Raw genomic sequence first — 26,233 nt, 5'->3', positions numbered from 1 at the left:
GATAGACCCGCATGACTGACGTGCCCCTCGCGCCATTGCGACCGCTGACCGACTCTTCGCCCTCCGCCATCGTTGCCGGCTTCATCGCCATGATGACCGGTGTCACCAGTTCGCTGGTGCTGATGTTTCAGGCCGGTCAGGCCGCCGGGCTGACCTCGGCGCAGATTTCCTCGTGGATCTGGGCATTGTTCATGGGCATGGCGGTGTGCAGCATCGGCCTGTCGCTGCGCTATCGCTCGCCGATTACCGTGGCATGGTCGACGCCGGGCGCGGCATTGCTGATCACCAGCCTGGGCGGCGTCGCCTACCCCGAAGCGATCGGCGCGTTCATCACCTGCGCGGTATTGGTGATCATCTGCGGGGTCACCGGCAGCTTCGAGCGGCTGGTCAAGCGTCTGCCGACGTCACTGGCGGCGGCCCTGCTGGCGGGCATTTTGTTCAAGATCGGCAGCGAAATCTTCGTCGCCGCGCAACACCGCACCGGCCTGGTGCTGGGCATGTTCTTCACCTACCTGATCGTCAAGCGCTACTCGCCGCGCTACGCCGTGCTGGTGACCTTGCTGGTCGGTGTGGCGTTGTCCGGCATGCTGGGTCTGCTGAACTTCAGCGGCTTCGCCCTCGAAGTGGCGATGCCGGTGTGGACCACGCCTTCGTTCTCCATCGCTGCGACCGTCAGCATCGGCATCCCGCTGTTCGTCGTCGCCATGACCTCGCAGAACATGCCGGGCGTCGCAGTGCTGCGCGCAGACGGTTATCAGGTCCCCGCCTCGCCCCTGATCACGGCCACCGGCATACTCTCGCTGATCACTGCGCCGTTTGGCGCCCACGGCATCAACCTCGCGGCCATCAGCGCCGCCATCTGCACCGGCCCCCACGCCCACGAAGACCGTGACAAGCGCTACACGGCAGCAATCTGGTGCGGGATTTTCTACGCCATCGCGGGGGTATTCGGCGCGACGCTGGCGGCATTGTTCGCGGCATTTCCCAAGGAACTGGTGTTGTCGATTGCCGCATTGGCGCTGTTCGGCTCGATCATCAACGGTCTGACCGTGGCGATGAACGAGCCCAAGGAACGCGAAGCCGCGCTGATCACCTTCATGGTCACCGCGTCGGGGCTGACGCTGTTTTCCATCGGTTCGGCGTTTTGGGGGATCGTCGCGGGGGTGTTGACGCTGGTGATATTGAACGGCCGCAAGGCCTGAGGATGATGCCGCGCGGCCCAAAGAACGGGCCGCCGGATTCACAGTTTGAAGTGCCCGACCATGCCTTTCAGCTCCAACCCCAGTGATGCCAGTTCGATGCTTGACGCCGCGTTGCCCTGCATCGCCAGCGCGGAGTGATCGGCACTGGCTCGGATGCTGGTGACGCTGCGGTTGATCTCTTCCGCCACCGAACTCTGCTCCTCCGCCGCGGCGGCAATCTGCTGGTTCATCTGCTGGATCATCGACACGGCCGCGGCAATGCTGCCCAGCGCGCTCTCGGTCTGCAGCGCATCGCTCACCGCCAGTTTGACCAGCTCGCCACTGCTCTGAATCTGCGCCACTGACGCCTGGGCGCCGCTTTGCAGGCGGGTAACCAGCCGCTCGATTTCTTCCGTGGACTGCTGCGTGCGCTTGGCCAACGCGCGAACTTCATCGGCCACCACCGCAAAACCCCTGCCCTGCTCCCCCGCCCGCGCCGCTTCGATCGCAGCGTTCAGTGCCAGCAGGTTGGTTTGCTCGGCGACGCTTTTGATCACGCCGAGCACTGTGCCGATGTTGTGGATTTCCGCGCTGAGGTTCTCGATCGAATCGCTGGCGGAACGGGAAGACGACGCCAACTGTTCAATCCGCTGCATGCTCTGGCGCACCACGGCCTGGCCGGTATCGACCTTGGTGTCGGCAGTCTGCGCCGCGAGCGCCGCTTCCTCCGCATTACGTGCGACGTCGTGAACGGTGGCGGTCATCTGGTTCATCGCCGTCGCCACCTGCTCGGTCTCTTCCTTCTGGCTGCTGACTTCCAGATTGGTCTGCTCGGTCACCGCCGACAGGGAATGGGCGGACGTCGCCAACTGCTCGATGCCCGCCTGCAGGCCGCTGACGATGGTGCTTAAGCCCGCGCCCATCTGCTGCATTGCTTGCATCAACTGGCCGATTTCATCTTTGCGGGTGACGTTCACGGTGCGGCTCAGGTCCCCGGCCGCAATCCGCTGAGCCGTGGCAATCACGCTGCGCAGCGGCGCGACGATCAGGCGCGTTATCACCAACGCCGCGATCAGCCCGACCAGCAGCGCCAACAAGGACGAGCCGATGATCATCATCGCGTTGGCCTGCAACTCCCTCTGCATCGACTGCCCTTCCGCGTCATAGGCCTGATTGACCTGCTGCACCACGGCTTTGGCGTTGCTCGCCAGTTGTTGCGAGACCTTCGCTTCCGACTCCAGCAGCCCGGTGTATTCGTTGAGCTTGTCGCTGAAATTGCTGATGTGCCCGCCCACTTCGGTCAGCACCGTGAGGTAACCGGCGTCCTTGATCACGCCCTTGAGCTGCTCGGCCAGTTCCTGGGCCTGCACCGCCTGCTCGATCTTGCCGGTCTTGACCTCCTCGCCCGAGCCCGTCTTGCGGCTCTTGTCGAGGCGCACCCGGGCTTCATCCATGGCCTGCATCATCAGTTTCGACACCTGGCTGACCTGACCGGCCTGCTCAATGAATTCCGCGCCCTGCTGGCCCTGGGAATCCTTCAGCGTGTAGGCACCGTCGTCGGCCAGCCCCGCCTGCAACACGTCCAGGTTATTGGCGACGCTGGACACCGACCAACTGGCCATTTCCAGCGCCAGGTCCTTGCTCTGACTGATACTGACGAACTCGTCGAACGACGCACGATAGGCCGCCAGCGCTTGCTGCACCTCGCCCATCACCTGCGCGTTGATCGGCGCGCCCGCCTTGAGCTGCTCCGCCTGGGCATTCAAGCCATCGAGCCCGGTGTGAACCTGATCGACCACCTTCGGATCGCCGTGCAAGGCGTAATCCTGCTCCAGCAACCGCACGCGATTCGCGTCGCCGTTGAGTGCCGTCATCGCCTTCAGGCTGTCGAAATGCGCGCTGATGGACCGCAACGACCAGACCCCGATGGCCGCGACCAGCGCCGTCAACAGCAGCACCAGCACGAACCCGATGCCCAGCTTCTTGGCCATCCCCAGATTGGCGAAACGCGTCTTCACGGCCGACATCATCAGTTTCCGCTCCACAGCTTGAGGGCGCACATGGCAAGGCCACCCGCGCACGGCCAATCAATATCCGTGAAGATTCGCAATGCCCACAGCGCAAAACAAGGTCTTGACGGCAGAATGATGGCAAATAGCTAGATCGAAGTCGCTTCCAGAACGGTCATCGTCGTACTAGCGCGTGGCCGGAGCCACCGTCAGCGTGCCCGCCTCGGTGTCCAGCACCGCGCGACTGCCCAACGCCACCGCCAAATTGGGGTCGCCATGGCCGATGGACAGACCGCCCAGCACCGGAATGCCCAGATCACCCAGACGCTCGATCAAGACATCGGGCGGCCGGATCGGATTATTGCCGTGACCCGGCTCGCTGAACTGACCCAACGCGATGCCGCCGAGCCGTTGCAGAATCCCGCAATTGAGTAGGTGAGTGATATTGCGGTCAACCCGATACGCCAGCTCGCCAACGTCTTCGAGCAGCAGGATCGCGCCTTCCAGATCCGGCATGAACGGCGTACCGATGCAGGTGCTAAGCATGCTCAAGTTACCGCCAAGCAAGACGCCCTCCACCGTCCCCGACGTACGCACGGTGAAAGTGGGTTCAGCCGGGTCGGCATGAATGATGGAAGGCTCGGTGCTCATCAATGCGTGCTTGAGCGTGCTGGCGAAGATGCCGCCTTTTTCCAGCTGCGCGGCGATTGGGCCGTGAACTGTGGCGAGGCCTGTGCGGGTCCAGAGTGCGGCGTGCAAGGCGGTGATGTCCGAGAAACCGACGACCAGTTTCGGGTCGCGGCGGACGGCGTCGTAGTCGAGTTGGCCGAGGATGCGTTGAACGCCGTAGCCGCCCCGGTTGCAGAGCACGGCGCGGATTTCGGGGTCGGCCAGGGCGTCGTTTAAATCGGAGATGCGATTGGCGTCGGTGCCTGCCAGGAACCCGATGTTGTCCAGAGCGTGGGGGTAGACGCGAGGGCGTAATCCCCAGGCCGTGAGTTCCCGCACGGCTGCTTCCACCCGGGCTTCGGCGACCGGGCCGGCTGGGGATACCAGCGCTACGGCGTCGCCAGCGCGAAGGACTTGGGGGTGGAGGGTTGTGCGGGAGGCAGGCATTTTTGGAGGCTCGGCGGGTGTTTGGTGATGGTGCAATGTAGAGCAGTGGGGGGAGCGAAGCCAGTGGGGGATGCCGATCTGATGTGTAGGATCGGCGGGCGAAGTGGTTGCGAATTGGTGGGTGCGTGATGTAGTGGGTTTTGGTGGATCAAGGCTGTCGCAGCGTGTATTGAAAATTCGGGGTACGCAGCTTTGCTGCATCACAGTCTTCTTGTCATTGTCCAAAACCCTATTCCCAGAGACAGCTAGCAGCTGCGCATCTGGATTCCATAAGCATCCATGGCTCCGATGAACGTGTGGGCCACGTTCATCGGAGCCATGGCGTAGCCTTAAGAGAGGCAATGGCTTACTCGAAACCAGGCAGGGTCAGCGTGCCGCCGCTCGTGCGTTTGCCAAAGCCAGTAGGCGTTAACAGGCCGTGCTGTTTCATCTCAGTAAGCACGACCATCCACTCGCCTCTGCTGAAGCGCAGCTTAGCTTCGTTCCATCGGTGCATGACCTCATCCACAATGACTTCATCGGTTACCGGTCGGCCTTCGATGATGAAATCGTTCCAGGCAGCGTAGAGGGTCACGGTCATTTCGCAGCGATCCGTATCCCAGTCACGCATTAGCTCAATGACTTGCTCAATATTCGCCTGCTCTTCGGCTGACCAAGTGCGGTTGTAAGCCTGGCGATGTTGCCCCGCTTGGGAAAGCGGGCGATACGCATGGCCTAATGTCTTGCGCTCAATGCGTTCATACCACTGGTGACTTTTCATCTCCGTTTCGACTTGGTTCATCAGTTGGCGGTCGTGTGGGCCGGCCACGTTGCGTAAGTAAGTGGCCCGAATGGTCGCGAGCCTGGCTGCATGCTCAGCCAGGTAAACCACCTTCTGCAGTTTGCGTTGGCCAAAGGTACGTTGGGCGTGAAGCCTGTGAGTGACTTCAGCGGCGAGCAGGGTGCGTGCGGTTTTTTGATCTGAAACAATGGGAGCCTTCTGGCCATCACCCGCAAGAGAGCGCTGGACCAGTGTGCTAGACAGCAGTTCATTGAGCTGACTTGCCTGAATTAGGCGGGTTTTTAGTTCGTCGCAAAGTGTCACGAGTTGATGGACCTTGGCGACGATGCGACGTTGTTCAACAAGCGGCGGCAAGGGAAATGCACATGCCCGAAGTTGGGTCATATTGATTGAGGCTAGGTTTGTAGTTTGCTTTGACGAGCCCGCGAAATACTCCCTTGCTGAGGTGGAGTTCAGGTACATCTCTGCCCATCGTGGCTCCCAGTCTGCAATCACTGCACGGGCCCGGAAGACGTGATTCTGGTGAAGGCACTCGGGCAGTTCATCACGCCAAATCGCGGTCCTTCCGACCTTATCCCAATCACCACCTTCAGTAATTAGCAGGTCACCGTTTCGTAGCAGGTACTTTTCGATTTCGTCTTTTGGAACCTCGATCTCCTTAATCTGATCCATTTGCAGGTGCCCACGCTGAACATTCGCCACCCGCAGATAGGGTACGGATACCAGCTTGCGGCCGCTAAGTTTCCGCCCTAGGGTGACGCCGCCAGTCACATGCAAAACATCATCAATGCTTTGCCACTCCCAGCCAGTAGGTATTTCATAGGGCGATTCAAGCAACGACTCGGTAGCCAGACTCTTTTGCTTACGAGCCTTCAGTTTTTCCAGATGGCGCTGCTTTTCAATCCTGATACGTCGTACGAGCTCGATGGCCGGCTCATCGTTGGGGTTCTGCGGCACTAGCTTGCCCATCACTGCTAGCTGCTGCACGGTTTGTTTGAGGGCGTCGATGCTGGGTTCGGTGTTGAACAGGGTGTGGAAGTGTTCGGCTAGGCGTTGCCAGCTGGCAGCGAAGTCGGTGGCGTCAGTCGCTTGTGTCAGGCTGTCGAGCAGCGCTTGCACCAGTTGGGCTTGCGCGCCTTCGGCCCCAGTTTGCTGGGTTTCCAGATGGTCGCATAGGCCCATCAGCTCATCAACTTTGGCAACGATACGGTGTTGTTCAGGTAGCGGAGCTAAAGGGATAGGCGCTAGTTTCAGTTTTTCCTGCGAGATATTTACCTGGCTAGCTGCCATACCGGATTTGGCTATCTCCAAGTATCTAGCTGTGCTCCCCGCATTTAAGCATAGCGCTATATAACGGCCATATGTTCCAGCTTCAATTGGATGAAAACGGATGATTTTGTCCGAAATCATGAGGCGTGGTCTTGTAGTTTCTACAAGGCAAGAAATACCTACCCGGTTGGTCGGCCCTGCACGAGTAAAAAGAATATCTCCAGCTCTCACCTCAGCATTAGGCCTAGGCTCAAAGTGAGCAGGCAGCTCTTTGTTTTCCTCTTCGAGAAACTGCATTACCTGAACAGCAGTAGTTTTCAGCACTCCCCAAACTTCAGCGCTTTGTGACGGATTTGGCTCGCAAGCTGGACTCCAGCCAGAGTCCATATGCAGCGTAATTTCTGAGAGCGTTACCCAGCACCATGATCTTGGAACTCCGCTAACTGATTTATCCAACCCGGCATCTAGCGTTCGCTTTGATTTTTTGAGCAGTCCGGCTTTAAAAAGCCGATTTCTTTCTAATTCGATACGCCCTAGCCAATCGCTCGCTTGCCCGTCACTTAAGTCCTGCGGCACCAACTTGCCGCGCACCGCCAATTCCAAAATCAGCTCACGCAGTTTTTTAACGCCATTGGTCGCACCGGCCAGCAGCGGCAGATTATCGGTGAGCAACGCCGTCATACCTGCCTCTCCAGAGCTTCGGACAGCACCGCTTTAAGCTGGTCGCGCAGATCGCTGATCTCGCCTTGCAGTGCAGCGTAGTCACGCAGCAGCTCATCCGGGTCGAGGCTGATCCCCTCTGCGATATGTGGATTTTTGCAGTCCAAGTTCCAGTTGCGCGCTTGCAGGTCTTCAACGTTAACCTTCCAAGCGAATTCGTTTTCTACCCGTGCGGCAAAGCCATCGGCTTCGCTGCCCCACCAGTCCTGTTCCACGGCAAATTCTTCGAGACGCATGGGCCGGGTTTTCGAGTAGTTCTTCACCCCGGCTGGGTACTGATGTTCGTAGAACCACACCTTTTCCGTGGGTGTGCCTTTGGTGAAGAACAGCAGGTTGGTCTTGATACCGGTGTAGGGGTTGAACACGCCGTTGGGCAGACGAACGATGGTATGCAGATTGCATTCGGTCAGTAGTTTTTCTTTGATACGACTCTTGATGCCTTCGCCAAACAGGAAACCGTCAGGCAGCACCACTGCGGCGCGACCTCCGTCCTTGAGCAGATGCATGATCAGCACCAGAAACAGGTCGGCAGTTTCGCGAGTACGGAAGGCTGCGGGGAAGTTGGTTTCGATACCGTCTTCTTCCATACCTCCGAACGGCGGGTTGGCGACGATGCAGTGCACGCGCTCGCTCGGTGCCCAACTGATCAGGGGTTTACCCAGCGTGTTGTCATGCGTGATCTGACTGGGCACTTCAATGCCGTGCAGGATCATGTTGGTGGTTGCCAACAGGTGCGGCAACGGCTTTTTCTCAACCCCGAAGATGCTCGCCTGGAGGGTGCGCTCGTCTTCGGCGGTTTTTACGTAGCGACTGCGCTTGTGCTCGATGGCGCAGGTAAGAAAGCCGCCCGTGCCGCATGCCGGGTCCATGACTTTCTCGTCCAACTTAGGATCAACCATGCGCACCATGAACTCGGTGACAGGTCGCGGGGTGTAAAACTCGCCCGCATTGCCGGCGTTCTGCAGGTCACGTAGCAGTTGCTCATAAAGATTGCCGAACTCATGGCGCTCTTGGGCCTTGTTGAAGTCCACGCCTTGCTGAACTTTGTTGATCACCTGACGCAGCAATTGGCCGGATTTCATGTAGTTGTAGGCGTCTTTAAAAACACTGCGCACCACATAGGCCGACGGCGTGTTGCTGTACTCGTGCAGATTCTGCAACTGGGGGAACAGGTTATTGTCGATGAAGTCCTTGAGCGCGTCACCGGTCATGCCTTCCGGGTCGGCGGCCCAAGTTCGCCAGCGGCAGCTTTCGGGAATGGGTGAGCGGTAGTTATCGTCCATCAGCTCCCATTCCAGCTCGCGGTCATCGAAGATCTTCAGGAACAGCAGCCAGACCAACTGGCCGATACGCTGAGCGTCGCCGTCGACGCCTACGTCTTTACGCATGATGTCCTGAATGGACTTGATGGTGGAGCTGATGGACATGAAATTCTCTCAACGCGTGCCGCAGTGGGGGCGAAATTCTACAGGACAGGTCGATTTCCTGTCCTGACATACCGTCGTAATGGTTTTTTCAGCCGGCGTAGAGCTCGTCTTCCAGCTCGTGAATAGCCTTGGTGTATCCGGCCTTTCCGCCGAAGGCTTTGACCAGTTCGATGGGCGCGCCGATCTGACTGAAGGGATCAAGCTGTAGAATCTTGATGTCCTCGATGTGCTCAACGCCCGTGTCGGCGTATTTATCCAGCAGAGCCTCCAAAACCAAGCGAGCAGAGCCGGAATACTTGGCGAAGTAATTGCGCTTTTTCACCTGCTCGGCGCGCTCGCGACGTGTGAGGGCGGGCTGATCGAAGGCGACGTGGCAGATCAGGTCGAACGGATCGAGTGCTAGGCCTTGCTTCTTTTCCACCTCCTCCGCCAACGCCTCCCACATGACGCCCTGAACAGCCATCTCCTCGATAATCACTTTCTTTTGCTCGGAATCACTCCAGCGCCGCAGGAAGTCATCCAGCGAGGCAAATTGTTTTTTTACGCAAGCACGGGTGTAGTCGTGCAATGACTCGGTGATCAGCCGGCCATCCGGGCCGTAGTACTGCACCCGTTCGGCAATGACGTACACAGGCAAGTTGTCGATAACGTATCTGATGCGCCTTTTATCGGATGAGGTATCACCCTCGGCCCCTTCTTCAGGTAGCCAGTCGCCCCCATCGACAATGCCATCTTCACCTTCCAAAGGGCTGTCTGGAGGAACGGGCGAGGCGTCACCCTCAGGGTTGTAGATAACGACCGGTTCGCCGTCGAAGTCGGGGTCGGCAAACAGTTCGGTCGCCTTCTTGAAGTCCATGATTGTGAACCAGTACTTGCCGAAGTCCTCGTTGATACGTGTGCCGCGACCGATGATCTGTTTAAACTCAGTCATCGACTTGATGTGCTGATCGAGCACGATCAGCTTGCAGGTCTGCGCATCTACCCCAGTAGTCATAAGCTTGCTGGTGGTGGCTATGACTGGGTAACGCTCTTCCGGGTTGATGAAATTGTCTAGCTCGGCCTTGCCTTCTTTGTCGTCACCGGTAATCCGCATCACGTATTTGCGGCTCTCAGCAACCCGCAAAGGATTGAGGTTACTTAGCGCTTGGCGCATGCGCTCGGCGTGGTCGATGTCGTCGCAGAAAACGATTGTTTTCTGGTACGGGTCAGTGGCTTTGAGGAAGTCGGTGACCTTCTGAGCCACCAGTTGAGTGCGCGCCTCGATAATCAGACTGCGATCCATATCCTTGAGGTTGTAGATGCGGTCTTCGATCAATTCACCATTTTTGTCGAGCATCCCCTTGGGTGGCCGCCAACCTTGCAAGTCTTTATCGAAGTCGATGCGCACTACTTTGTAGGGGGCAAGAAAGCCGTCCTCAATGCCCTGTTTGAGTGTGTAACTGTAAACCGGCTCACCAAAGTAGGTGATGCTGGACACCTCTTTGGTTTCCTTTGGCGTGGCGGTAAGGCCGACATGGGTGGCGTTGGCGAAGTAGGCGAGAATTTCGCGCCAGGCAGAATCCTCAGCAGCACTGCCACGGTGGCATTCGTCTATCACTATCAGGTCGAAGAAATCGCGAGAGAACTGCTTGTAAATGTTCATCTCTTCTTCGTTGCCCGTGACAGCCTGATAGAGCGACAGATAGATCTCGTAGGAGGTGTCGATCTGGCGTTTGGCGATCTTGGTCATCGCCTGGCCAAAGGGTTTGAAGTCGTTGTTCTTCGTCTGGTCGACCAGGATGTTGCGGTCGGCGAGAAAGAGGATGCGTTTCTTCTGCTTGGACTTCCACAACCGCCAGATGATCTGGAAGGCAGTGTAGGTCTTCCCCGTGCCGGTCGCCATCACCAGAAGCACACGATCTTGCCCGCATGCCACCGCCTCAACCGTGCGGTTGATGGCATTCATTTGGTAGTAACGCGGCATACGACCGGAGCCGTCATCGTAATAAGGGGCTTCGATCTTGTGCTGAGCTTGTCCGTCCAGCCCTTTCCACTGGCAGTAGCGCCGCCATAGCTCCTCAGGACTGGGGAACTGATCGAGACTCAGCTGGGTTTCCAACTGGCTGCCGGTGCCGCTACGGTCATGAAACAGAAAACCATCGCCATTGCTGGAGAATACGAATGGCACATCCAGCGCTTCCGCATAGCCTAAGGCTTGTTGCATGCCGGAGCCTACGGAGTGCTTGTTGTCCTTCGCCTCAATCACGGCAAGTGGCAGGTTGGGCTGGTGGTAAAGGATGAAGTCGGCTCGGCGGGCCTCACCACGACTGTGCAGCTTGCCTCGGACGATGATACGACCCTTTGTAAAGCTGACCTCCTCACGAACCTGCTTGTGCATGTCCCAGCCAGCCTGCTGAATAGCTGGCGCGATGTACTTGCTGCAGATGTCCCGCTCGGAAAGCGATTTTTTATCCATGACCCCAATTCCCTTTCAAACCGGTCTGGTCTTTCCAGCCCGGCGCAGCTGATAGCGCGCTTTATGGGCGCAAATGTACATTGTTTGGCTTTGATGGGTTGCGGAGGATGCGGGATTTTAGCGGTTCAGCTTTGATGAATGCTAGTCAGGAGAATTGCAGTGCCGGACGTTGCTGCATTCAGAAACGCGGCGTTGGGCCGCTCAATTATTTCACCGCATCCCAAGGGTTTACTTGGGTAGCTTGCTGCCTATGACGAGCTGTAAAATCCGACCCCAAAGCCGACCTTTGCGGAGGATAGGTATGGGCGTAAAGCAGAAGCTTGAGAAAGCGGTACTTGCGACGTTCAAAGCGCACACAGCAAAGCAATTTCCTGATCTTTCTTTCAAGATTTTTTCGGCATTCAGGCTCACTTTAGCTAACGGGGATGCGACATACGTCATCCCCGTTAGGCGTGGACCTGCAGTTAAGCTCAGATGAAAGTCCGTCTGAATATTTTTCGGGTTGGCTTTTTTGCCGACTTAGCTAGCCACTCAGCAAATAATTTCCTAAGTATTTCAAATCGCCCAATGTGGCTATTCAAATCGTTTGTGCTTCTGTTGAAGTTATCAAACGCCACGTAGTCTTGATTTATAGTGCCTGGCTTGTTTGTATTTGTATCAGAGAACGACGCTCTGTTGAACTTACGCTCTTCTTCAAACTGTACGAGAAACTCCCGAATCAAGTGGTGACTGGAGTCATCCTGTTCTCGGCAGAACCAGTAGTAAACGGGGAGTAAACCGCCACTAGACAATAGCTTGTCCCTTGGAAGAAATATTTCAGACATAGTGTCAAGATTATCATTAACTCTCCTTGCTGCTAGCTCAAGTAGATCTTTCTGGTCCTGCCCTTCAAGGCTAAGGACGAAATCGTCGAGCACCTTCTTCTTTGTATCAACGGGCCTGCCAATGAATTCAAAACGTAATAATTTCGCAGCGGCGTTTAAGTCTGCACCTCTTGTAAATGAAAAGGCAATGTTGCTTGTAAAGAAATCGTGGTCCCTGATACTTCGAATTACGTGGGGTGCAGGGCCTGACATTGCATTTCTGATTTCTGCGCCAGTCAAGGGCTTGTTTCGATTTAAACGAACAAATAATTCATTAATAGGGGCTTCTGTTGTCGCGTGGACACCCATGATTGTTAAATTAAAGGTGTCGAAAATTTCTGCAACCTCGTAATGGTTTGCCACCAGATCTTTATAGCTCAGGCCACCTAGCCTTAGCATAGGGTCGGCCTTGTAGATAAAATCATCATTGAGAACGACAGCATTGTCGAAAAAATCAAAGATTGCTTCAAATCGTTGCTTGCCATCAATAATGGCATAGGTCAGCTTATTTTTATTGAGCTTCGAATTTTCACCAACGGTGAAATCTGCCATGTAAAGTTTCGGTATATCAAAGCCATTTAATATTGAGTCAATCAAATAAGCCTTGTCGGTTTGAGACCAAAGTCTACCCCTCCGCTGATATGAAGGCTCCATATCAATTTTACTGCGCCTTGTCCTCCACCAAGTTAGGGGCTTTGCGTCCATTGTGCGTATGGAAAAATTATCTTCAAGATTAGACATGCTATACCTCAAACTCGTAGAATCTTTTGATTTCTAGTGCAAGGCCATCAAGGTCTGGATATACCACAGACTCTGTTATGCCATAGGAAAAAAGAGCCAGTCGTAATTCTTTGATATTTTCTTTTGGTATGACTATTTTGGTTAACGAGTTTTTGGGGAATCTGGACGTATTGTACAACAAGTCCATCCCATCAGTTATTTGGCCTGATACAGTAAAAACGCCACGCTGAGCAACAATTCGGGGGCTGTTATGGATGCCATACAAAGCTACCGGTTGATTGTTCATCTTAGAAATCGCAGCTGACGGATGATAGCCTTTCATTTCCTCATCAATTGTGAGAAGAACCCCTCCCTCGTATGATTGATGGGTTAAGGCATGCCTATTCCATACGACGGGATTCAAAACCCAGACTGTCGCATCATTTTGAAAGACCAACTCTTTTTCTTCGTTTGTGATGTAGGCAGAATTACCGATGGCAAAATAAAACGCAACAAAGGGGTTTTCAGTCCAGTCTAAAAGTCTTGTAGGGATACGATAGTGCTGCATGTAAAATAAAAGTTCCCATTGGTCATCGAACACTCTGTCTGTAAAGGGCATACTTCTTTGCTTAAACCGAGATATTAGCTCTTTTTCAAGCTTACTTAGATCCTCCATTGCCGTGCGCTTCTTGTGGCGATAGAGTCCGGGGACTAAATTATGGCTCTTATTATTTGACCCTCTGTACCATAACTGGGAATCTAGTCCCTCTTGAAGCGTTTCAAGATGTTTTATGTAATCAGAAAATTTTGTAATTATTTTTTCTTGAACTTTCGCCACAAATTTTCTTCCCTAAGCTGCTTGAAAAAATTCAGCATCATACGTCCATGAGCTGTGTTTGCTCCAGAAACTTTAGTCTCCTCAGCTGAATCCTATCCAGATCTTGTCTCTGTGTCACTTCAATAGTTAGTCTTGGTGCAGGACGCCTTTCACCCGTCACCACGAAACGCCATTGTTGGGGAGAGTTATTAAGTTGCCGCATCAGTTGGGTTGCCGGGTGTTTCTGGCGCGCCATACTGCAAACCGCAAGGTTATGCACGCTTACTGGTGCGTTCGCGAGCAAGACGATCAATCACGGAATCCAGCTTAATGTGCATGACCCGCTTGTAATCTCCCTGGTGTCATGAATACCTTCCGGAAACGCGCCCGGGTATCAATGACGCTGCACCTGAATCCCTTCGTACGCACTTTCGTCGACCTGGAAGCGTCATCACCCTGAAACACAGCCGTCAAATATCGCCGGTTGAACAGGAAACGGAATAGTCCGCTCAGCCACACACCCTCTGGAAAACCACCCTTCATAGCAGCGATATCCGGCTGCATCCCTAGAACCAGAGAGGACCTCACCATGCGCGTGTCTGGCCAGCAACCCCCCGTTTCCTCACCCCCCATCGAACTTCAGCAACGGTCAAACTCAACATCCGTCACCGGCCACGCTTCCGTGGGGCAGGGTCATCCTCAATCCGGTGAGGTCAGCGCAGCGGCGCAGATCCAAGCCCGTGAAATGAAGCTTTTGCTCACGACCGACGTGAGCAGTCAGCTCCAGGCCTACAAAGATCGTCTGGATGAGGAATCGGGGCACCGGGAAGAAATCGATCAAATCATAGAGAGCCGAGTCAACAAGCTGATGGAGGAGAACATCTCGTTCCAAGATCTTGGAACGTTGATGGAAAAAGTCGAGAAAATGGACCGCAACGCTTCAATGGTGTCAGGTACAGCTAGCGGCGTGCCTTTTGCGGTGGCGTCGTCGCTCCAGGCGGCCATTCCCGTGATCACGGGAATCGGGGCGAACATACCAAACCCGGTGGCAAAAGCGGCGGTCCTGGGGACGATTTCACTCGCGGCGGCATCAGCGGTGGATCAGGTCGGCGGCGCTTCCATTAAGAAACTTCGAGAAGACGCGTACTTCCTGCATGCGCCCGCAGACAAACTGCATGAGTCGTTGAATGCCGCGCTGGCGACTATCGATACCACCGCGAACCTGGCCATCCAGAACGCCAAAGAGGCGCAGACGTTCACGATCCGGAATGGCATCAGGACGGCGGTAGGCCCGGTGGTGGCGGCGATCAATCCGAAGGCCGAGGCCATTGTGGACACAGCCCTTGCGATTGCAGGTGGTCTCGCCGCCGGTACCGGTACTGGGTACCTCACCCACAATTGGCGCACCGAGCAAGGCACCAGTGGCCCCGCGCTGCTGTTGGGACGTAGAAATGCCGACCCCAAACAGGACCTGAGTCAGGAAACCCAATCGCTCGACGCGTTGAGGGCATTGGGGGACGCGAAAACCGTCGGTACGCCTCCCGCCAATGGAGCGGGACGTCTGGCCGACGCCAGCCGCAACTTGGCGAACGATCCGCTCCGGGCGGTATCGAGAACCGCCAAAGCCACCTTTACCCCCTCCCGGCGCCGCCAATGTCATCACACTGACCGGTGGTATCGCCGCGCCGGAAGCCGGTCAAGGCGCTGCGGTCAACGCCTAACGGTCCCTTCTGACTGGAACTCTCTTCAGTGAAACAGCCTCACCGGCAACCGGATCACAAATGCCGAGAACACTGCGCCCGCCCTACCAAGTCTCCGGCGGGCAGTGTTCGAACAAGCCTCAAGGGCGAGCAAGCGCAACCCACGATCAGCGCCGGACCTCCAGCGAGGCGGCGCGGCCTGGGTCGGCGTCTTCGGCGGCACCTGCCCCGCTCCAGGCTCAACCCTCGGTGCGGGCAGATGACTGCTCGGTTGACGACGCATCCAGCTATCACACTGCGACGTCGGGTTCCTCAGATACCGGATCGGTCTACCACACTCCGCCGCAAAGCGCGGCTTGAGGGGCGGACGATATTGCTTAAGTTCAGAAGCGTCCTACGTGATCGCGGGAAGGCGGGACCTAGGGCGGCCGTTTGGGTCATGAAATACTCAGTTTCCAAATTTCTTGCACTCGCTTAACCATGATAAAAAGCGAGCGGCGTCCCAAGCTGGGAATTGTCAGGGAGACGTTGAATGTTCTTTTGGCATATCGTGCCTTCGTGGCATCAGATCGAAGACCGGATAAGGCAGGAAATGGGCTACCAAGGTGGTGCTCAGTTTAGAAATCATTGGGGCGAACCTGCCCCGTCCCTTAGCCTGAATATCCGCCGTGTCGAAAGCGTCAGGACTGCGTTTTATCAAGCTGAATGGCAGGCGGGCGATCTATTGAGACGACGTTTTGCTGACCTCGACATCTCTTTCATCCTCAATGATCTGATTGATGTCGTCACGCAGATGGCAATGATCGTCGCGGGCAGCACCCTGACAGGCGGCGCCATTGGCGCAGGCGTGGGCGCATTTTTCGGCGGTGCGGGTGCTATCCCGATGGGTACTGCTGGAGCTGCACTGGGTATGCAGGTCAGCAGTTGGATATTGACAATACTTGGCCTGCAGTCCGTTGCAGAATTCTTCGTCGAAGGCCTACCTCGCGTTGGCGGGTATTACCTGACCGGGATTCAAGCTGCATGGGAAGGCCCCCGAGGCGAAGAAGGACTGACCCCCTTCAGCCAGGATGACCCCTTTGCTGTGAGCAGTGCTGCCCATAACATCGCACTCGGCCATGTAGAGGTCGTCGTTCTGCTGCTAGGTGCCATCGTTGAATACCTGACGCGTGCTCGCGGGAACGCAGGCAGGTTAGCTCAGGAGATGGGAGCCAGTCCCAAAGGCGCAAACATTGGGCAGTGGATGCTCAAGCATGAGGATGCGTTGAAGAGTAGGCCCGATCTGCAGAAGGCTGAGCCGCTCAAAGGCGGGATGGGACCACAACACCAGTTGGAGTTGCCACAGACGCGCCCGGTTCAGAAGACGGCGAGTGAGATAGAAGAGAAGGCCGGATCAATAAAAAAGGTGAACCCAGGCTATCCAGAGCCAGGACGAACCCATAATTGTGTTAACTGTTCGATTGCTACTGATGCAACCTTATCGGGGGCTCCTGCATCAGCGTTGCCAATCAAATCAACCAAAGGAGTGCCGATTAGTGTCTTGGAGAGGCAGTTCGGGGGCAAGTTTGGCTTGGCGACAACGCCTGAGAAGATTTCTCAGCAAATGGTTGAAGCCGGGGATGGGGCGAGAGGGATCGTTTTCGGCTCGTACGGCCCAGGGCAGCCGGGGCATGTTTTTAACGTTGTCAATCAGCGTGGTGCTGTCCGGTATTTGGATGGGCAGACCGGAAAGTCCGCAAATCTACTAAATTTTGATACGTTGCAGTTATTGAGGACCAATTGATGTTCGACTATGAATATGCTCTGAATAAGGCGAAAGAGTATCTTGAGGATTCAGAGATACCTTTGCAGATTACGTATGAGGGTGAGTTCGCGGAGGGGTGGTTCTTTTGCTATCAATCAGCTGAGTATTTACGAACTGGCGACTCGTCTGATCAGTTAGCGGGAAATAGCCCATTTCTGATTGACCGGAATAGCGGTGAGTTGTTCGAATTAGGGACGGGTAAGCCTTTAGCAGAATACATTGACGATTACCTTCATGAGCGCTATGCATCGTGAATATGCGCGACTACATGACAGATTCTCCGAGTCACGTAGGTGTTGGCATAAGAGAGGCTTATGATAAGGCGATAGAAAGGGCAGTGACCGGACGCCCGGCTGACACTTAAAGAACCTATGCTATGAATACACATTACCAACTCATTGAAAACAACCTCAGCTTCGTCCTTGCAGAGCTCGGATCTCAGCCGAAGGTGGCTTCGTTCTTCCCTCCCGAATCCTTATTTTATCAGGAGCAAACCGATCAATTGTCTGGGTGGGTTAATGACGCGGGAGAGTATGGCCTGGCATATGAAAAACGTCGTTTCCATGCTTGAAGTGTTTCCTTTTAAATCATCTGGAAAAGCAGCAATAAAACTTCTAGAGGTCGGTTTGATTTTTGGTTTTAAGACTGAGTTAGATTCAGATATTGGCTTCGACAGGCGTTAGTTGCAGGAATCGTGATGCGATCTTTATGCGAGGCAGAGCGCGCTCACACCGGGTGGATCCCTAGCCCTGGATCATTTAGAGAAAGCAAACGCGGTAGAGCATTTTGCTTTTCTGTTCCAACGTGGTCCCCTTGAACCGTACAGTTTTTCAGTTTAAGTCAGAGTCGTGGGAGCTGCGCAGTTTGGAACCAGAAGCGCCCTTGCGTGACCAGAAAGCGAGCTTTCAGTAGATATGACGATAAAAAAATATACGGCAGCCTTTTTGATTCCTGTCGGCGCAGGTAGAAATTTAGGCGAGGATGGTTGGGAGTTTGAGAGCCCTGAGCGGCTATCCAAGGAGGTTTCAGAACACCTGATCGCAGCATTCAGGCTCAACTTTGTTGAGATGTACTCAGGGATCAAAAGATACGTAGGCGACAATATTGGTATGTCCATATTTCTTGATGACCAGAATGAGGTGGAGAATATTTACTTTCAAGTTTCCGGGGATTCGCTGAAAGCGCTTGCGGAGATATGCCAAAATCCCCAAGTTTTGTCTAGAGCCGAAATGTTCGTACCTGAGAAAGAATGATAACTGTCTGCGGGGCCCAGCTGTACGGAAGTGCAGGACGAGATAAGGGGACTGGAGATAAGGGGACTGATTTATTTTGCTTGAAAAAACAACCCGTCACCTTTTTGCTCGTCTGAGTTAGCTGTTGCTTAAGCACATTACGTGGGTGGCATGGTCATGATCTATCCGCATGAAGCCACACCGTAGATAAAATGCGTCGCCTTCAGCGGTATCCGTGAAAAGGCACACGCTCTGAAAGCGCATAGCGGCATCTGCAACAAGCGCCGTTACCAGCATTCTTCCAACGTGATGCCCTCTCGATGAGGCGCTGACATAGACCCGTCTCAGCCTCGCCATGTTGTCTTGGGTATAGGGATCAACTGAAAGGCCTCCGATACCTATCAGCTGCTGGTTTCGATACGCAGCCATAAGACATTCGCCGGGGGCATCGAAGCGGTTTGCTCCTGAGTTCCATTCGTCAATCAGGCGGGTAAGGAACCTGAAGCCCTCGCGCACCGCCTCTTTCTCTAGCGCCCGAATCTGTGTGGGCAGATGGGTGACCAGTTGAATGTCGACTTGGCTCATGTGTCTTCCTTGATGGAGTGCAGACCTATCTAGCTCACAAGGCGTCTTCCGACCAGTCACACAGGATGGGATGCCCTGCCGTACGTGATTCCACCGTCGTTCGGCGTCAATGGGCGGCCGTTCAGGCGCCGCCGTCGAGGTCGTGCATTTGGGCCACTATGTTCATAAAGACCCAGGCATCCCCCTTTTCGTACGTCTCTAGGGCTTCGCTGCCGCCGAGGAACGGATACGGCTGCGGGATGTAGACCTGATCTTCGGCAAGGGGGCCCAGATGTCGGAATAGATCGGCAACGTGGTCCGAATCCAACACATACAGCTCGAACCCCGGCTCTTTCAGTACCTCCGCTTCAAAGTCTTCGACTGACGGGTGGCTTCCGTACGACTTTGCCGCGCACTTGAAAGGGTGCAGCACGAGGTACTCTGAGTCGTGAGGGTTGCGAAGAAAGAAATGGCCGAGGCTTGAGTAACCCAAAACCTCTGTGTGGTTCGGAAAGCTGGCGGCCCACGCGCCCAGATCGCTTGAGGGGCGAACCGAAAACAGAGTGTAGAGAACAGGTCCGGATGGCTTTCCGAATATTTTGGAGAACAGTCCCAAGGTTAAACCTCAAGTTGAGCGCTTTGTAGCAAGAACGCGCTGGTAAATTTGTGTGGTCGAAAACGACAGGCCGCTACATTCGATTTGGCGAACTGATTCGGATCTCACATCTGGTAGAAAAGACTGTGACATTGTCTTGGTTCGATCTCTTTCACGCTTTACCAAAGCCAAGCAATGACCGCAGCCACCCTGCCGACTTCCTTTCGTAGAAAGGCGTGGTTTCCTTGAGGAAGTAGTCGCTAAGGCCTTCCCCCCCTTCGGTCACGCGATAGAGGTCAACGGGTTCGCCATCCGGAGCGGTATCTCCGGCAACACTACCGGCTTCGCGCATGACCCGTTCAATGTCTCCGTCCGCTTCAATACCAATGATCAAATGAGGCTTTTGATCAATCGATGCGTCATGCATCAACGCCAGAAATGCACGTTTTACGTTGCGATGTTTGGCGAGTAACTGCGTGAGCGAATTGACCATCCTTGACGGGTATTGCGACGGCTGTCCGAGCAGTACGTTCGTGTTTTTTTCGACCGTGCGCTGCGCCGGCTTCTGGCCGATCCCGTCGGAGAGCAAATGGCGCACTTCCTCCGGCAAGAACTCTTTACCGTAAGGAGACTTTGGATTGAGGAAAAGCGGCGCGCCCAGTGTGATTTCAAGCAGCGATCTTGCCGGGATCTCTACGTAGGACTCTTCGCTCTCTATGGATGCCTGGAGTGTTTGCAATGAAGAGAAAAACGGGATGACCGGGGAGCCGTCAGCTTTGTGCCAATTCGCGATGCTGATGTCGCTACCCGCTTCGAGCATGACATGACCTTTGCCGGTCCCGGCAGTGCCAAGCACGTAGACGGTGGAATTCAACAGCGTCGTGAAAAAGTCAGGTCGATGGGCCGGTTCATCCGCCGCCATCCTGAGTGATTGTTCGAGGGTGTTTTCTTGCTGGGTATCCATGATGTCCATCCGTGGTTCAATCAAAAATGACAAACATTCAGCGCAAACAGCGCGTAGTTTTTCACGCGACTGTGAAAACAGGAAGAACAGGATGCTAATGAATTTCAAGCAAACGAAAAGTTACGGTGAACGGACTTCCAAGGACAGCTCCTGCTGGCAGTGATGGACGAAGAGCCAAATACGGCTGGTCTTTGTCAGCGCTTTTTATCATCAGCCCCCTGCCCCCGCGTCACCTCAAACCGCCTGACATTCTTGCGCAACCAACCCAGAAACCCATTGGCATCAGCCACCAGCGGCTTAGCCTCCAACATCGCCGCCCGCGCCTTCGCCCGAAACTTCGCCAGCCCAGCCAACGCCCCAATCAATTCCGGATGCTCCGCCAACCACGGCTCCAGATCCGCTTTGTCGATCCGGTAAATCATGCAGTCGGTGTACGCGCAGAACCGCGCTACCGTCGGGGTCGCGTCCAGGAAACCCGTCTCACCCAGCAGCTCACCCGGCCCCATGCGCCCTACTTCCAGCCAGCCATCCGGCCGTTGCAGCGAAGCCGACACTACCCCGGACTCAATAATGAACAGCGCATCAGGCACCACCCCCTCCGCAAGCACGATGTCTTTCGCCGGATAGGCGCCCAAGCGCATGTGCTGTTCCAGTTGCGCGCGGTCGGCGTCGCTGAGCATGCGCAGCGCATTGACGGTGTTGAGCACGGCAGACTGTCGCGTTGCGGGGCGTTGCTGGTCCTGGCGGGTTTCGGTGGACGCGAGCTGCCGGTGAATGAGGTCGAACAGTTGATTGCGCACTGCTGAACGCCGGTCCCGGGACTTCACGTAGCCGGTGACTTCATACTCGACGATGCGCAGGCCGGATTTGACCACCACTGCCGATGGCGCGGGCTGGGCCAGTAACTCGCGGCAGCCGAGTAGCGCTTTCTCCAGGGAGTCCAGCACCAGGCTGGGGCGGAGACGGATGGACTGCTCGATGGACAGGGTGACGGAGTGGAAATGGTCCGGTCGGCTGAAGTTGACGATGCGGGTCTTGGCGGCCATGGCGTTGGGGATCACGGCCATGCTGCCTTCGGCGGTCAGCAGGTGGGTGGAGCGCCAATCGATTTCGATGACCTTGCCTTCGATGTCATCGACGCGAATCCAGTCGTCCACCCGAAACGGCTTGGTCGCGTTGAGGACGATGCCGGAGAACACATCACCCAGGGTGCTTTGCACAGCGAGGCCGAAGATGATTGCCACGGCGCCGGAGGTGGCCAGCAGGCCTTTGACCGGCAGGTCGAGCACGTAGCCGGCCGCCGCCACTGATGCGACGAGAAAGATGATCGCCCCCATGACGTCTTGCAGCAGGTGGCCCTTACCACCAATCCGTGGCTCCATGACCACGACCGCGAGCACGGTCAGGGTCCGCGCGCCAAACAGCCACCAGGCGATGGTCAGAATGGTGGCCAGCACATGCCGGGGAACTGACCAGTCGGCGGGCACCGCATACAGCGGACTGAGCCCGCCATCGAGCAGCGCCATGCTGAACAGCACGAACAGCACAAGGCGGCACACAAGCTTGCGCCGCAGCCAGCGCGGGTGCAGCCATTGCCAGAGCGTGAGGTCGATGACCAGCAGCACAGCAGCGCTGATCAGCGGATAGGCGAACCACAAATGATCCATCGACGTTCCCTGAGGGTGAACAGCCCGTGGAGCTTAGCTGAATACCTCGCAGGGAGCGCCAGTGTGCTTTTTTGCTGAAAGGGTCTGATCGATCAGAACGCCGTGACGCCCCCGTCCACTGCCAGCGAGTGACCGGTGGTGAACGCGGCGCCGTCGCTGCACAGGTAGAGCACGGCGGCGGCGATTTCTTCGACTTTGCCGATGCGGCCGACCGGGAGCATGGTCGCGGCGAATTCGGCCTTGCGCGGGTCGGCTTCGTGGGCGCGGCGGAACATGTCGGTGTCGATCACCGCCGGGCACACGGCGTTGACCCGGATGTGTTTCTTGGCGTATTCGATGGCCGCCGATTTGGTCAGGCCGATCACCGCGTGCTTGGACGCGCTGTAGATGCTCATCTTCGGCGCCGCGCCCAGTCCGGCGACCGATGCGGTGTTGACGATCGCCCCGCCGCCCTGGGCCAGCATCAGCGGCAACTGGTGTTTCATGCACAGCCAGACGCCTTTGACGTTGACGCCCATGATCGCGTCGAACTCGGCTTCACTGCCTTCGGCGAGGCGGCCCTTCTCGATTTCGATGCCGGCGTTGTTGAAGGCGTAATCGACACGGCCGTAAGCGTCCACGGCCTGGGCCATCATCTGCTGCACCTGAGCGTCCTTGGTCACGTCACACGGCAGAAACAGCGCTTCGCCTCCCGCCTGCCGAATCAACTGGGCCGTGCCCTCGCCGCCCGCGCTGTCCAGATCCACCACAAGCACTTTCAGGCCGTGTTCGGCGAACGCCAGCGCGGTCGCTCGGCCAATGCCTGCAGCGGCGCCGGTGACCAACGCAATCTGGCCGGAAAACGTCATGCTCATGGGATCGTCCTTTTTGTACTTATTAATGGAGGGCTCGGCAAACGCCTGTGATGCGCCGCAGCTTAGCGGTCGCGACACAATCGGCGTCAGCACTATCAGGAGGCCGGTTGCCGGGCCATTGGTGGCGATGATGATGACCCACAAGGGCCATCAGCAGCATGGATCGGCGGGCATTCGGTACAGTGGCATTCCTTGCTGTCCGGACCGTTACGGTCTATCACTGCTGCGATCCGTAAAACCTTCAGCCACCGCAAACGAGAGCCTGCCATGACTGCCTTGAACAACCGCCAATTCCTCCTTGCGCGCCGCCCGGTGGGTGCCGCCAGCCGCGAAGATTTCACCTTCCAGACCGTGCCCGTTGCCGACCTCGCCCCGGGACAGATCATGGTGAAAAGTGAATACCTGTCCCTGGACCCGGCCATGCGCGGCTGGATGAACGAGGGCAAGTCGTACATCGCACCGGTCGAGCTGGGTGCGGTGATGCGCGCGTTGGGTGCGGGCAAGGTGATCGAGTCGCAGCACCCGAAATTCGCGGTGGGCGATTACGTTCAGGGCGTGCTGGGAGTGCAGGATTATTTCGTCGGCGAGCCCAAGGGCTTCAACAAGGTCGATCCAAAGCTCGTGCCGTTGCCGGTGTACCTGGCGGCGCTGGGCATGACCGGCATGTCGGCGTATTTCGCCCTGCTCGAAGTCGGCCAGCCCAAGGCCGGTGACACCGTGGTGATTTCCGGCGCGGCCGGTGCGGTGGGCAGCATTGCCGGTCAGATCGCCAAAATCAAAGGCTGCCGGGTCATCGGCATCGCCGGCGGCAAGGAAAAATGCCTAGCGCTGATGGATGAGTTCGGCTTCGACGGCGCCATCGATTATAAGAACGAGGACATCCACGCCGCCCTGAAACGCGAATGCCCCAAGGGCGTGGACGTGTATTTCGACAACGTCGGCGGCGACATCCTCGATGCGGTCCTGACGCGCCTGGCGTTGAAGGCGCGGGTGGTGATCTGCGGCGCCATCAGCCAGTACAACAACAAGGAAGCCGTCAAAGGCCCGGCCAACTACCTGTCGCTGCTGGTCAACCGCGCACGCATGGAAGGTTTCGTGGTCATGGACCATGCGGAACACTTCGCCAAAGCCGGGATGGAAATGGCCGGCTGGCTGGCACAGGGCAAGCTGAAGAGCAAAGAGCACATCGTCGAGGGCCTGGAGACTTTCCCCGAAACCCTGCAGATGCTGTTCAAGGGCGAAAACAGCGGCAAGCTGGTTCTGAAGGTATGAGGTGAAGGCGAGACCGCAAGGGGTGAGCCGTCGCTGATAATCCGCTGAACAACTCACGGATAACGCTGCCAAAACCACCAGAGGGCGCACTCTGGTGTAAGCTCGTGCGCTGTTGATCCGACCCATCGAGAGGCTTATGCGGGCTCCCTTCCGACGTTCTACCCTTGCAGCGCTGCGCGGTTTTGAATCCTCCGGCACGGCGATCACGATTCTGCCGAGTGCCGCCGATTACCGGCAGACGCTGCTGGCAAAGATTGCCGCCGCCACCCGGCGGATTTACATCGTTGCCCTGTACTTGCAGCAAGATGAAGCCGGCCAGGAAATTCTCGATGCGTTGTATGCCGCCAAGGCTGCGCGGCCGGCGCTGGACGTCGTGGTGCTGGTCGACTGGTTCCGCGCCCAACGCGGCCTGATCGGCGCGGGCAAACAGGCCGGGAACTCGGCGTGGTATCAGGCGCAGAACCTGGAACACGACCAGGAAGTGCCGGTGTATGGCGTGCCGGTGCAAACCCGCGAGCTGTTCGGCGTGCTGCACCTTAAGGGCTGCGTCATCGACGACTGCGTGATTTACAGCGGCGCCAGCATCAATAACGTCTATCTGCACAAGCTCGGCAAATACCGGCTCGATCGCTATCACCTGATCGACAGCAGAGGCCTGGCGGACTCGTTCCAGCGCCTGGTGCAGCAGGATATTCTGCCGTCTGACGCGGTGCATCGCCTCGACCTGCCCTCGCCGCCCAGCTCACGCAGCCTGCGCGGGGAGATTCGTCAGTTCCGTCAGCACCTCAAACGCGCCAGCTATGACGTCAACGACGGTGTGCGGGACAACGGTGGGTTCCGCGTCATTCCGCTGCTGGGCATCGGCAACAAGAACCCGCTGAGCAAAACCCTCTGCGACCTGATCGCCGCGACGAACGAGCAACTGACGCTGTGCACGCCGTACTTCAACATGCCGCTGGTGGTGAAGCGCGAGATCAACCGCGCGCTGAAGCGAGGCGTGAAGGTCGACATCATCATCGGCGACAAGACCGCCAACGACTTTTTCATTTCGCCGGAGGAGCCGTTCAAGGTGATCTCCGCGCTGCCGTATCTGTACGAGATCAGCCTGCGTCGCTTCATGCAGAAGCATCAGACGGCGATCGCCAAGCACCAGTTGAATATTCATTTGTGGAAAGACGGCGACAACACCTATCACCTCAAGGGCCTGTGGTCGGACGACCGCTACACCCTGCTGACCGGCAACAATCTGAACCCGCGGGCCTTTCAGCTGGACCTGGAAAACGCCGTGCTGATCGATGACCCCAAGGGCGAATGGCTGAAGCCACGCGCGCAAGAGATCGCGCTGCTGATGCGCGATACCCATCGGGTCGGCAAGTTCGACGAGCTCGACACCCTGAGCGAATACCCGGTCGGCGTGCGCACCTTCCTGCGCCGTGTCAGCCGGGTCCGCGTCGAGCGCCTGCTCTACCGGATTCTGTAAGCCCATGGGCAAAAGCACCGGCGTGCGCGCGCAACAGGCCGATCAGACCCGGGCGCGCATTCTCCAGGCGGCGATCACGGTGTTCACCCGCGACGGCTATTCCGGCGGGCGCATCGAGAAGATCTCCGCCGAAGCCGAGTCCAACGACCGGATGATTTATTACTATTTCGGCAGCAAGGAGAAGCTGTTCGTCAAGGTGCTTGAGCACACCTACGAGCAGTTCAACCGCGCCGAAAGCCTGCTCTCACTGGATCCGTCGACGCCAGTGGAGACGCTGCGCCAGTTGGTGGCGTTCGTCTGGGACTATTACGTCAGCCATCCGGAATTCGTTGCCATCCTCAGCATCGAGAACCTGCACAAGGGCAAGCACGCGCGCCAGTCCGGTGAGCTGCGACGCCTGTCAGGCGAAGCCGTCGGCGTGCTCAGACCGATCATCGAGGCCGGTCAGGCGCAGGGTCTGTTTCGGCAGGACCTCGACATCAAGCACGTGTATTTGATGATCGCGTCGCTGTGCTACTTCTATAACTCCAACCTGCACACCCTCAGCTCCTTCCTGGGTCAGGACATGGCCGCGGAGGGCGAGCGCACGGACTGGTTGGCGTTTATTCAGGACCTGGTGATGCGCGGGGTGGCGAAGGCCGCTCAGACGCCACACATCTAAACTGTGGGAGCGAGCTTGCTCGCGAAGGCGCCGGTACATCCGCTGAATATTCTGTGGCTGAGATACCGCTTTCGTGAGCAAG

At 56.7% G+C, this 26,233-nt stretch carries 21 protein-coding genes; 9 read left to right on the top strand and 12 right to left on the bottom strand.

The genetic code is table 11. From position 1 onward, the window contains the following. Positions 1 to 11: 11 nt before the first annotated feature. Positions 12 to 1,202, top strand: a complete 1,191-nt coding sequence (locus QWI18_RS18015; RefSeq protein ID WP_369319446.1) for a benzoate/H(+) symporter BenE family transporter — start codon at positions 12 to 14, stop codon at positions 1,200 to 1,202. 38 nt (positions 1,203 to 1,240) lie between these two features. Here the strand turns inward: QWI18_RS18015 and QWI18_RS18010 are convergent, their stop codons facing one another. The 7 genes from QWI18_RS18010 to QWI18_RS17980 form a co-directional block, all read right to left on the bottom strand. Next, complete coding sequence (locus QWI18_RS18010) at positions 1,241 to 3,211, bottom strand: methyl-accepting chemotaxis protein (protein WP_369319445.1); 1,971 nt, start codon at positions 3,209 to 3,211, stop codon at positions 1,241 to 1,243. Positions 3,212 to 3,376: 165 nt separating this feature from the next. Further along, complete coding sequence (locus QWI18_RS18005; RefSeq protein WP_369319444.1) at positions 3,377 to 4,306, bottom strand: LD-carboxypeptidase; 930 nt, start codon at positions 4,304 to 4,306, stop codon at positions 3,377 to 3,379. A 346-nt stretch (positions 4,307 to 4,652) separates the two neighbouring features. After that, positions 4,653 to 7,037, bottom strand: coding sequence for a restriction endonuclease subunit S (locus QWI18_RS18000; RefSeq protein WP_369319443.1), 2,385 nt, complete (start codon positions 7,035 to 7,037; stop codon positions 4,653 to 4,655). Continuing rightward, a complete protein-coding gene (locus QWI18_RS17995) occupies positions 7,034 to 8,503 on the bottom strand; it encodes an N-6 DNA methylase (protein ID WP_369319442.1) in 1,470 nt (489 codons plus the stop codon). Before QWI18_RS17995 ends, QWI18_RS18000 begins: the two co-directional genes overlap by 4 nt. Positions 8,504 to 8,591: 88 nt before the next feature. After that, entirely contained in the window at positions 8,592 to 10,958 is a 2,367-nt protein-coding gene (gene hsdR / locus QWI18_RS17990) for an EcoAI/FtnUII family type I restriction enzme subunit R (RefSeq protein ID WP_369319441.1), read from the bottom strand. Positions 10,959 to 11,428: 470 nt separating this feature from the next. Then, entirely contained in the window at positions 11,429 to 12,562 is a 1,134-nt protein-coding gene (locus QWI18_RS17985; RefSeq protein WP_369319440.1) for a DUF262 domain-containing protein, read from the bottom strand. Between the two features lies 1 nt (position 12,563). Beyond that, positions 12,564 to 13,379, bottom strand: coding sequence for an FRG domain-containing protein (locus QWI18_RS17980; protein ID WP_369319439.1), 816 nt, complete (start codon positions 13,377 to 13,379; stop codon positions 12,564 to 12,566). A gap of 568 nt (positions 13,380 to 13,947) precedes the next feature. On the opposite strand from QWI18_RS17980, the gene QWI18_RS17975 reads away from it, so the two are divergent. From QWI18_RS17975 to QWI18_RS17955, 5 genes are all read left to right on the top strand, one after another. Further along, positions 13,948 to 15,111 carry a hypothetical protein gene (locus tag QWI18_RS17975; RefSeq protein ID WP_369319438.1) on the top strand — a complete coding sequence of 388 codons (1,164 nt, stop codon included), beginning with the start codon at positions 13,948 to 13,950 and terminating at the stop codon, positions 15,109 to 15,111. Positions 15,112 to 15,590: 479 nt separating this feature from the next. Continuing rightward, a complete protein-coding gene (locus tag QWI18_RS17970) occupies positions 15,591 to 16,841 on the top strand; it encodes a DUF6861 domain-containing protein (protein ID WP_369319437.1) in 1,251 nt (416 codons plus the stop codon). After that, complete coding sequence (locus QWI18_RS17965; protein WP_369319436.1) at positions 16,841 to 17,116, top strand: YrhB domain-containing protein; 276 nt, start codon at positions 16,841 to 16,843, stop codon at positions 17,114 to 17,116. The genes QWI18_RS17970 and QWI18_RS17965 overlap by 1 nt, the downstream gene beginning before the upstream one ends. A gap of 122 nt (positions 17,117 to 17,238) precedes the next feature. Beyond that, positions 17,239 to 17,433: a hypothetical protein gene (locus QWI18_RS17960; RefSeq protein WP_369319435.1), complete on the top strand. Its 195-nt coding sequence runs from the start codon at positions 17,239 to 17,241 to the stop codon at positions 17,431 to 17,433. A gap of 343 nt (positions 17,434 to 17,776) precedes the next feature. Next, on the top strand, positions 17,777 to 18,115 hold the full coding sequence (locus QWI18_RS17955; protein ID WP_369319434.1) for a hypothetical protein: 339 nt from the start codon (positions 17,777 to 17,779) through the stop codon (positions 18,113 to 18,115). 117 nt (positions 18,116 to 18,232) lie between these two features. Here the strand turns inward: QWI18_RS17955 and QWI18_RS17950 are convergent, their stop codons facing one another. The 5 genes from QWI18_RS17950 to QWI18_RS17930 all read right to left on the bottom strand — a co-directional run bounded on the left by QWI18_RS17950 (position 18,233) and on the right by QWI18_RS17930 (position 22,738). Continuing rightward, positions 18,233 to 18,679, bottom strand: coding sequence for a GNAT family N-acetyltransferase (locus QWI18_RS17950; protein WP_369319433.1), 447 nt, complete (start codon positions 18,677 to 18,679; stop codon positions 18,233 to 18,235). Positions 18,680 to 18,800: 121 nt separating this feature from the next. Beyond that, the gene (locus QWI18_RS17945) at positions 18,801 to 19,274 is read right to left on the bottom strand and encodes a T6SS immunity protein Tdi1 domain-containing protein (protein WP_369319432.1); all 474 of its coding nucleotides are present in this window, start codon (positions 19,272 to 19,274) and stop codon (positions 18,801 to 18,803) included. A gap of 151 nt (positions 19,275 to 19,425) precedes the next feature. Further along, on the bottom strand, positions 19,426 to 20,217 hold the full coding sequence (sseB, locus tag QWI18_RS17940; RefSeq protein WP_369319431.1) for an enhanced serine sensitivity protein SseB: 792 nt from the start codon (positions 20,215 to 20,217) through the stop codon (positions 19,426 to 19,428). Positions 20,218 to 20,411: 194 nt separating this feature from the next. After that, positions 20,412 to 21,884 carry a mechanosensitive ion channel domain-containing protein gene (locus QWI18_RS17935; RefSeq protein WP_369319430.1) on the bottom strand — a complete coding sequence of 491 codons (1,473 nt, stop codon included), beginning with the start codon at positions 21,882 to 21,884 and terminating at the stop codon, positions 20,412 to 20,414. A 92-nt stretch (positions 21,885 to 21,976) separates the two neighbouring features. Further along, positions 21,977 to 22,738 carry an SDR family oxidoreductase gene (locus tag QWI18_RS17930; RefSeq protein WP_369319429.1) on the bottom strand — a complete coding sequence of 254 codons (762 nt, stop codon included), beginning with the start codon at positions 22,736 to 22,738 and terminating at the stop codon, positions 21,977 to 21,979. Between the two features lie 267 nt (positions 22,739 to 23,005). Here QWI18_RS17930 and QWI18_RS17925 point away from each other — a divergent pair, with 267 nt between their 5' ends. The 3 genes from QWI18_RS17925 (at position 23,006) to QWI18_RS17915 (ending at position 26,151) form a co-directional block, all read left to right on the top strand. Further along, positions 23,006 to 24,010, top strand: a complete 1,005-nt coding sequence (locus QWI18_RS17925; protein ID WP_369319428.1) for an NADP-dependent oxidoreductase — start codon at positions 23,006 to 23,008, stop codon at positions 24,008 to 24,010. A 136-nt stretch (positions 24,011 to 24,146) separates the two neighbouring features. Then, positions 24,147 to 25,490, top strand: a complete 1,344-nt coding sequence (gene pssA / locus QWI18_RS17920) for a CDP-diacylglycerol--serine O-phosphatidyltransferase (RefSeq protein WP_192134451.1) — start codon at positions 24,147 to 24,149, stop codon at positions 25,488 to 25,490. A 4-nt stretch (positions 25,491 to 25,494) separates the two neighbouring features. Continuing rightward, a complete protein-coding gene (locus tag QWI18_RS17915) occupies positions 25,495 to 26,151 on the top strand; it encodes a TetR/AcrR family transcriptional regulator (RefSeq protein ID WP_065989309.1) in 657 nt (218 codons plus the stop codon). The last annotated feature ends 82 nt before the right edge of the window (positions 26,152 to 26,233 follow it).

The sequence above is a fragment of the Pseudomonas sp. W2Oct36 genome (genome assembly GCF_041060465.1).
Taxonomy (GTDB): domain Bacteria; phylum Pseudomonadota; class Gammaproteobacteria; order Pseudomonadales; family Pseudomonadaceae; genus Aquipseudomonas; species Aquipseudomonas graminis_B.
This window is presented reverse-complemented; position numbering and strand designations above follow the sequence as displayed.